General features: G+C 41.1%; 9 protein-coding genes. All 9 read left to right on the top strand.

Going from position 1 to position 8,046, the window contains the following annotated elements; all coding sequences use genetic code 11:
* Positions 1-426, top strand: a 426-nt coding sequence (locus QZT73_RS10540; RefSeq protein ID WP_291781244.1) for a membrane dipeptidase, incomplete at its 5' end; no start/stop codon positions are given.
* Positions 427-565: 139 nt separating this feature from the next.
* Entirely contained in the window at positions 566-1,879 is a 1,314-nt protein-coding gene (locus QZT73_RS10535; RefSeq protein ID WP_291788053.1) for an agmatine deiminase family protein, read from the top strand.
* A gap of 456 nt (positions 1,880-2,335) precedes the next feature.
* Positions 2,336-2,671 (top strand): helix-turn-helix transcriptional regulator, encoded by a 336-nt coding sequence (locus QZT73_RS10530; RefSeq protein WP_291781238.1) that lies wholly within the window; start codon positions 2,336-2,338, stop codon positions 2,669-2,671.
* Positions 2,665-3,951, top strand: coding sequence for a type II toxin-antitoxin system HipA family toxin (locus QZT73_RS10525; protein WP_291788050.1), 1,287 nt, complete (start codon positions 2,665-2,667; stop codon positions 3,949-3,951). Before QZT73_RS10530 ends, QZT73_RS10525 begins: the two co-directional genes overlap by 7 nt.
* Positions 3,952-4,207: 256 nt before the next feature.
* Positions 4,208-5,497 (top strand): agmatine deiminase family protein, encoded by a 1,290-nt coding sequence (locus QZT73_RS10520; protein ID WP_291788047.1) that lies wholly within the window; start codon positions 4,208-4,210, stop codon positions 5,495-5,497.
* A gap of 200 nt (positions 5,498-5,697) precedes the next feature.
* A complete protein-coding gene (locus tag QZT73_RS10515; RefSeq protein WP_291781231.1) occupies positions 5,698-6,036 on the top strand; it encodes a hypothetical protein in 339 nt (112 codons plus the stop codon).
* 45 nt (positions 6,037-6,081) lie between these two features.
* The gene (locus tag QZT73_RS10510; RefSeq protein ID WP_291781228.1) at positions 6,082-6,207 is read left to right on the top strand and encodes a hypothetical protein; all 126 of its coding nucleotides are present in this window, start codon (positions 6,082-6,084) and stop codon (positions 6,205-6,207) included.
* A 35-nt stretch (positions 6,208-6,242) separates the two neighbouring features.
* Positions 6,243-7,604, top strand: a complete 1,362-nt coding sequence (locus QZT73_RS10505; RefSeq protein ID WP_291788045.1) for a hypothetical protein — start codon at positions 6,243-6,245, stop codon at positions 7,602-7,604.
* Positions 7,605-7,619: 15 nt separating this feature from the next.
* The coding region (locus tag QZT73_RS10500) for a hypothetical protein (protein ID WP_291788042.1) at positions 7,620-8,046 on the top strand (427 nt) is incomplete at its 3' end.

Below are 8,046 nucleotides of genomic sequence, written 5' to 3'. Positions count from 1 at the left end.
TTGGTAAAGCTCGATAGTATGAGTAAAGTCTTTCAAGAAAAATACCCTAATCCTGATCAGATGTCTGAAGAAGAAATTGAATTAGCTGAAGCAGAATGGGATGCTTGGGAAGCAGCCAATCCAGAACCCAAAGTAACTGTCAGGGATTTTGCAGATCATTTTGATTATGTAAAAAATCTGATTGGTGTAGATCATATAGGTATTGGTAGTGATTTTGACGGGATGTATTATGTGATTGAAGGGATAGAGGATGCCAGTACATTTCCAAATATCCTTTTGGAGTTGGCCAACAGAGGTTGGACAGAAAGTGAGTTGAAAAAGGTGACCCAAGAGAATTTTTTAAGGGTCTTTGAAGCAGTGGAACAAAAGGCGGCTGAATTACAGAAAATTGAGCGGCCGAGGATTGCTAAAGTTTCATCCGATTAAGAAGTTAAATGGGTAAAAAGTTTCTCGCAAGGAGCGCAACGACCTTCACGCAACGAGCGCAAAGAAAATCATAAATTCATTTCCTTGACCGCCAAGTCAATTATAGCAACAGATTTGTGAACAAATTCATTTGTAAAACATGAAAAAACTTACTCCCTTTTGCCTTTTATTCCTTATCATTTTCTCCTGTAAACAAGAGCAACGAGACCCGACCGAATTCTATATGCCCGGTGAATTTGAACCCCATGAAGCCGTGTGGTTTGGGACATGGTATATGGGAGAAGGTGGAGAAGGTTACAACCGTGTGATCAGCGAAGTCATGAAAGCGATTGATGGGCATGTTCCCATAAAAATGGCTGCTGATTCAGACAGTATTCAACAAATGGCCAAAAAACAGTTGGATAGTCTGGGCGTGGATACTTCGAAAATTCAATTTTTTGTCATGCCTGGGGAAGCACACTGGATAAGGGATCATGGTGCGGCATTTGTGGTAAACAGGCAGGGAGAATTGGGTGCAGTGGATTTTGGTTGGGATGCTTATGGCTCTTTGGATTGGAGGGTTTTACGTGATTCTACGCTATTGGACAGCCTTGAAATATTTAAGGAAAAAATCAGGACGGGCAAAAGAGCAAAAGTGGATAGCTTAATGGCAGTTGCCACTGATGCCAAATGGATCAAAGGAAATCTGACCATAGAAGGTGGGTCGATTGAAGTGAATGGAAAGGGAGTATTGATCCAATGTGAGGCAGTCACCTTGCAGCGCAATCCGGGATGGACCAAAGAGGAACTGGAAGAAGAATTCAAAAGAACGCTTGGTGTAAAGAAAGTAATCTGGCTTCCTCAAGGCTTGGCTGAGGATGAACATATCCTTCATTTCCAATTGGGTAAATATGTGGGATATGGCACCGGTGGACATACGGATGAATTTGTGCGTTTTGCAGATGACAGAACAATACTTTTGGCTTGGATGGACGAAAGTGAAGCGGAAAAGCATCCACTGAATAAGGTCAATTATGAAAGGATGTCCAGAAATTATGAAATACTAAAAAAGGAAAGAGATCAGGATGGTAAGCCTTTCAAGATTATCAAAATCCCTTTACCTTATCATCAGGAGCGCATGATAGTGGTTTCTGATACCTTAAATGATGATGTGCATCATAGGCTTAAGTCCTTTAGCTACGAAGACCAAAAGAAAGTTTCGATCGAGGATACACTTACATACGTGGCAGCTTCCAGTTACATGAATTTTTTGGTTACAAATGGCGTAGTGGTGACATCTTCCTATGCCAAAGATGAAGCTTCTGTCAAGCGGGAAAAGGAGGTTGAAGCATTGTTCAAACAAGCTTTTCCCGGACGTGAAATTGTTTTCGTTGATGCCATGCCACTGAATTGGCAGGGTGGAGGCATTCATTGCAGTACACAGCAGGAACCCAAAAGGAGAGGGGTGAAGTAAAGCAGGGCTTACATCATACTTTCTTGAAAAACTATTTTCTAAAAATGCTTTTTGTAAAAACTATTTTATCAATCAACTGAGTGCTGTCCATCATGTTACTAGTCCAAAGTTTGGGGACTTCATGATGGATGATGCTTATGTTTTTGAGGTAGGGGGATTTAGCAAAACCACTGATCAAATCCAAGGTATTCCTAATGCTTAACTTGCCCTAGATATCGAAAGTGGGAATGGCAAAAGAATTCCTTTGTGGCTATTTGGCATGTTATACTGATTGTATGTCATCTGCATACATCCAATATATGACTTATTGATTCATTATTTTGAATGAAATATCATTCATAAATATATAAAAATCGTATTAATGAATGAAAAAACATTCAAAATGTATTTTTTGTTTAAATAAGAATTTGTATTTTTGTATGAAAAATAAGTCGTAGTAGCTTAATTTGTACTATAATGAGTGATTTTTCATACTTAAGTGATGGAGCGCTTCTCAAAAAAGTAGGTGGCTTTATCAAGTCCCGCAGGATTGAGCAGAACCTCACGCAAGACGAGGTGGCTGAGCGGGCTGCTATCAGTCGGTCTACGCTTAGTTTGTTGGAGAGGGGAGAGAATATTGCGCTGACCAATCTATTAAAAATACTTCGGGTCTTGGATGCACTGTATGTATTGGAGCATTTCCAAGAGGTTAAGCCTATTAGTCCTATGCAGCTGGCCAAAGAAGACGAGGCCAAGTGGAAAAGAGCATCCAAAAGCAAGAAATCCCCACCTAAAGATGACCTGGGATGGTAAGGACGGCATTTGTCAAGCTCTGGGGACAGCGGATAGGGGCGGTGGTATGGGATGAACGTCAGGAATTGGCTTTTTTCGAATATGACCGCAGGTTTGCTTCCGGTAAGCTGGATATTTCACCAATACGGATGCCGCTTGGGAATCGTGTCTATGGCTTTCCTGAATTGAGGGGTAATGCTACATTCAAAGGGCTTCCCGGTTTGTTGGCAGACGCTCTACCAGATCGCTATGGAAATGAATTAATCAATGGTTGGCTCGCCCGTCATGGTAGGCCGGAAAATTCCCTGAATCCCGTGGAACTGCTTTGTTTCATAGGAAATAGGGGGATGGGTGCCTTGGAGTTTGAGCCTTCTACACTGCCTGCTCAGGAGCAAGGGCAATTATTGGAACTATCAAGCCTTATTGAGACAACAAAAAAATTGTTGGAGAGCAGGGAGCAGTTTGAAACGCATACGGACCAAGCCATGCGCGATGTCATGCTAAACGTGTTAAAGATGGGGACTTCTGCGGGAGGAGCTAGACCCAAAGCCATCATTGCATACAATGAAGCCACCGGAATGATCCGTTCGGGGCAGACCTTGCAGGAGGTTGGATTTGAACATTGGTTGATCAAGTTTGACGGGGTCAATGACACACAATTTGGAGAGACCTTTGGTTACGGACGGGTGGAGATGGCTTATTATGCCATGGCGATAGATGCAGGTATCGAAATGGCTGAAAGCAGGTTGATTGAAGAAGAGGGCAGGGCACATTTTATGACCAAGCGTTTTGATAGGGTGAATGGAACCGAAAAGCTACACATGCAGACTTTTTGTGCTTTGCAGCATTTTGATTTTAACAATGTCAGTAGTTACAGCTATGAGCAGTTGTTTCAGACCATGCGTCAACTGAGACTTACTTATGGGGAGGCGGAGCAGCTGTTCCGTAGGATGGTATTTAATGTTTTGGCACGCAACTGTGATGATCATACCAAAAACTTTGCTTTTCTGATGGATCAGGAAGGTAAATGGAGCCTTTCTCCTGCTTACGATATCTGCCATGCTTACAGACCGGATAGTGTCTGGGTCAGTCAGCATTGCCTGAGCATTAATGGTAAAAGGAAAGATTTTTTGATGGACGATTTTTTGGCGATAGCCAAGCAAAATTCTATCCGTAACCCTCAAGGCATTATCCAGGAAGTACAGGAAGTCGTTTCCCAATGGATGGATTATGCACAAAAATACAAGGTGAATTCAACGCTTGCAGAAGCGATTGCTGCTACTTTGGTCAAGTTGGTGTAGCGGATGTTTTGTTAATCAGGTGTTACTTAATGGAGTTTTTTGACCTTTTAAATGGGTAGCTATCACATGATTAGGGTATTGGTAGTGTTCTGAATTTCATGGAATTTTAAGGGTGATATTTCACGCGGCGACCGCAACGGTAAATACGCAGCGTTCGCAACGGAATTATATTAAAAATATCTGCGTTCGTCGCGCTTTTCTTTGCGTCCTCCCGATGCTCGGGACAAGGTATGCGTGAAACAAAAATCCTCAAATCATGAAAAAACTAACATTCTTTGTCTTTTTGATAGTGATTATCTTCTCTTGCAGGCAAGAGCGAAGAGATCCCGCAATTTTTTACTATCCTGCTGAATGGGAACCACAGGAAGCTATTATGATCGGATGGAAAACGAGACAGCCTGAGTTTTTTCCTTTTGCTGCGGATGTTGCACGAGCGCTTGAAGGTTCCACTTCTGTCATATTTGTATCAGATACCAGCGAAAATCCTCAAGTATTTAAGGAATATCTAGTAGAAAATGGCCTAGATACGGCTTCATTTACTTTTTTGACCATCCCTATTCGGCAGGCTTTAGCCTTAAGAGATATTGGGCCTGTGTATCTGATCAATGGGTTGGGAGAGAAAAAGGCAGTCGATTTCAGGTGGTCATATCAGGACTTCTTTGAGCGCTTTTTAATTGAGAAAGGAGAAGAACCTGACTCAGCAAAGGTATATACCTCGTTCTTTGACCGAAATCAAAAAACAGATAGCCTGATAGCAGCAAGGAATGGTATCGAAGTCATTACTTCTTCATTGAACCTAGATGGGGGAGCAATTGAAGTCAATGGTAAAGGTACCATATTGCTGAATGAAGAGTGGATGTTTATGGTCAATCCGACTTCAACCAAGGAAAGCATGGAGCAGGAGTTGCAGCGCACATTGGGTGTTCACCATTTTATTTGGGTAGGGAAAGGCCTAGTAGAAGATGGTGATGTGTCGAAAATCATCATTCCTGGATATGTTGCTATGGGCACCGCTGGTCATACGGATGAATACATTCGATTCGCCAATGCCAATACGATTCTTCTAGCCTGGGTGGATGAAAAAGAAAAAGATTTGCACCCTGTTCATACTGAAAACTATCTGAGAATGAAGGAAACGTATGATATTTTGATCAAGGCTAAAGATCAAGATGGAAGGCCATTCAAGATCATCAAAGTTCCCTTGCCTGACCTTCGGCATAGGCCTAACATGGTTATAGAAGGATGGTCAATGAGTGATTCCACGATTGGGAAAGAGTATATTGCTCCGGATCAGGTTATTCAAGTCGGAGATACCCTTCAGTATTTGTCTTCTTCTTCCTATTTGAATTTTTTGATTTCAAACGACAAGGTTTTATTGCCCACCTACTTACATGTAGGCAGTTCGCCTGAAAAAGAAGAACGCGTCAAAGAGATTTTTGCAAGCTTATTCCCAGATAAACAATTGGTCTGGATAGATGCAACAGTTTATAACTGGGGAGGCGGAGGAATACATTGTTATACTAAGCAGGTGCCTAAATTGAATTGAGAGTTAGGGATTCTATTTTATCAAACCATCACATCATTAGGGTATTGTTGACTACCCAAATTTCAAGGAAATTTATGAAAAAAGTTTCACGCTACGGTCGCAGAGATAAAAACGCAACGTTCGCAACGGGAGGGTTTTAAAATCGCTGCGTTCGCCGCGCTTCTTTGCGTCCGCCGCGTGCAACAAAATTTTAAGAAATTATGAAATCTATATTCCTATCCCTACTGCTTTTCTTGTTTTTCAGCTATGGCTATGCACAGTCTGATGTTTTACAGGCAAATAATTCATTAGGAATGTCCCACTGGGAGCCATTTATTGATCAATGGAAAGGAATTGGTTGGAGATTGACGGAAGATGGGCAACAAACCGAATGGCATCATGCCTATACCATCCAATTTAAACTGGATGGAAGATTGCTGATGTTGGAAAATACCACCACAGTGAAAGGAGAGATGCATCACAAAAGTGTGATCCTAGGGACTTATGATGCAAAAGCCGATAATTTTCCGCTACGAGTTTACTCTACTCTAACGCCTTAAGGTGCTTATTCGGGTGTTTTTGAGAATGGGGCATTCATCTATTTTATGAATAAAAGCTTACGTTTTTCCATGCAGGTGAATGAAAAAGGACAGATTTATGAAATCGGGGAAATGAAAATGGGCGATCAGTGGGTACAGGTTTTTGAAATGTTATCCTCCAAAGTGGATTAATTGAAAGTACTATGAATTTTTAATGAAATGTAAATATGGATATACAGTCGAATCATTCATCAACCTGGTCACTTCCAAAAAAGCTGTCCCTCCGCTTCGCCTTTATTTTTACCGTCCTCTTCATTTTCTTGTTAGATTGGTACAGTAATGCATTTTCGTTGGGTGTATTTTATTTAGGAAAGTTAAATAAGGTTTTGGATCCAGTGATATCTTGGGTAGGAGAAAAGTTTTTTGGTATCGACTACCCGATTTTAACCCCCACACCGGGGAATCACAGCGACAGCACCTACATATACATACTCTATTTCACCATGATAGCTCTCTCTGTCATTGGAGCCATAGTTTGGAGTTTGATTGATCGTGCACGTAAGAACCTTGATGTTCAATACTACTGGCTTAAAGTGATTATTCGCTACTTCTTAGCGCTTAATTTATTGGCTTTTGCACTGGAGAAGTTTTTCAAAGTGCAGTTCCCCGATTTAGGTTTTTATCAATTGTCAGAGCCTTTAGGTGATATGTCTCCAATGAGCCTGGCATGGGCTTTTTTTGGATACTCTTATGGCTACAACCTTTTTATGGGCTTGGCAGAAAGTGCTGCATTGCTGCTACTTTTCCGTAGAACAACAAATTTTGGTGCCCTTCTTACTGTGGCTGCAATGGCCAATGTGGCAGCGATTAATATCAGCTATGACATCCATGCGAAGGTTTACGCATCAATGATGTTGTTGATGGCCCTGTTCCTTCTACTCCCAAGTATTAAATCTTTATACAGATTCTTTTTTTTCGAGGAGGCAGTATCACTTAAAATTCAAAAAGCACCGATGTTCAAAAAACGATGGATGCGAGTCTCAGCCTTGGTTTTCAAATGGATTGTAATTGTGGTACATGTGGGTTATTTACTAAATCTATATTGGGGAATCCATACTAGAAGGCTAAACAGGACACCGGCAGAGTTATACGGTATTTATGATATTGAATCCTTTGTGATAAACAAGGACACGCTTTCATTAGATAATCCATCACGCTGGAGACAGTTTGTTTTTGAAAGAGGAACGAGTGCTGTTCGCATGAACCGTGACAGCGTTGTATTTGCTTTTACAGATTTTGATGAAAAACGAGTTTTTGTTTATGATGATCAAATCCGCTTGATGTTACAAATCCAAGAAATCTATAGAGAGCAGGGAAGTTTTGATAAAATGGATTCTTTGCTCATTGAAAAACAAGCCGGAATTGTCTTATATTATGATTTGCTTGACGCCAGCAGGGTTGATTTTAAAGGTATATTTAACAATGACTCTTTATTGATTTCTGCCAAACGAGTTCCCATCGAAATCAAAGACTTTAGATTGATGAAAAGCAAGATTAACAAGGTAACGGAAGTTCCTTACATGTATTGAAGTAAATGACATTTTATGAAACAACACCACTCCCGGTTTTACCTTATCATCACTATCCTGCTTTTGCTCTTTGTTCTGATTGGGTTCTCACGAACTTTTTATTTAAGGCCATTCTTCGAACAGCCTGAACGTTGGCAACTTGACCAACTTCCATTGGTTTATGTAATTCACGGCATTGTGTTGACTGCTTGGTTTATGCTGTTGGTGCTGCAGTCGGCACTGATCAATCTTCGCAAGGTATCTATTCATAGGAAGCTTGGATTCGCTATGGCTTTTTTAGCAGTTTTGGTGGTTTTTACCGGTGTTCAGGTAGTACTGGACTCCACACCAAGGTCTATACGAATGGGTCTTCTTGATCCGGAAAGTATAAGCGAAATGAGAGGGCAATCTTTTCCCTTATTTCTAGATCTCTTGTCACTTGTGGTTTTTACAGGTGCCATTG

It is taken from the genome of Cecembia sp. (genome assembly GCF_007126775.1).
Taxonomy (GTDB): Bacteria; Bacteroidota; Bacteroidia; order Cytophagales; family Cyclobacteriaceae; genus Cecembia.
Note: the sequence above shows the minus strand (reverse complement) of the source record. Positions and strands in the feature narration are given on the sequence as shown.

What these genes read in the sequence shown, in the direction of transcription:
- QZT73_RS10530 (WP_291781238.1), top strand. Translation starts at nt 2,336, where the DNA reads ATGAGTGATTTTTCATACTTAAGTGATGGAGCGCTTCTCAAAAAAGTA.
- QZT73_RS10515 (WP_291781231.1), top strand. Translation starts at nt 5,698, where the DNA reads ATGAAATCTATATTCCTATCCCTACTGCTTTTCTTGTTTTTCAGCTAT.
- QZT73_RS10510 (WP_291781228.1), top strand. Translation starts at nt 6,082, where the DNA reads ATGAATAAAAGCTTACGTTTTTCCATGCAGGTGAATGAAAAAGGACAG.
- QZT73_RS10525 (WP_291788050.1), top strand. Translation starts at nt 2,665, where the DNA reads ATGGTAAGGACGGCATTTGTCAAGCTCTGGGGACAGCGGATAGGGGCG.
- QZT73_RS10535 (WP_291788053.1), top strand. Translation starts at nt 566, where the DNA reads ATGAAAAAACTTACTCCCTTTTGCCTTTTATTCCTTATCATTTTCTCC.
- QZT73_RS10505 (WP_291788045.1), top strand. Translation starts at nt 6,243, where the DNA reads ATGGATATACAGTCGAATCATTCATCAACCTGGTCACTTCCAAAAAAG.
- QZT73_RS10520 (WP_291788047.1), top strand. Translation starts at nt 4,208, where the DNA reads ATGAAAAAACTAACATTCTTTGTCTTTTTGATAGTGATTATCTTCTCT.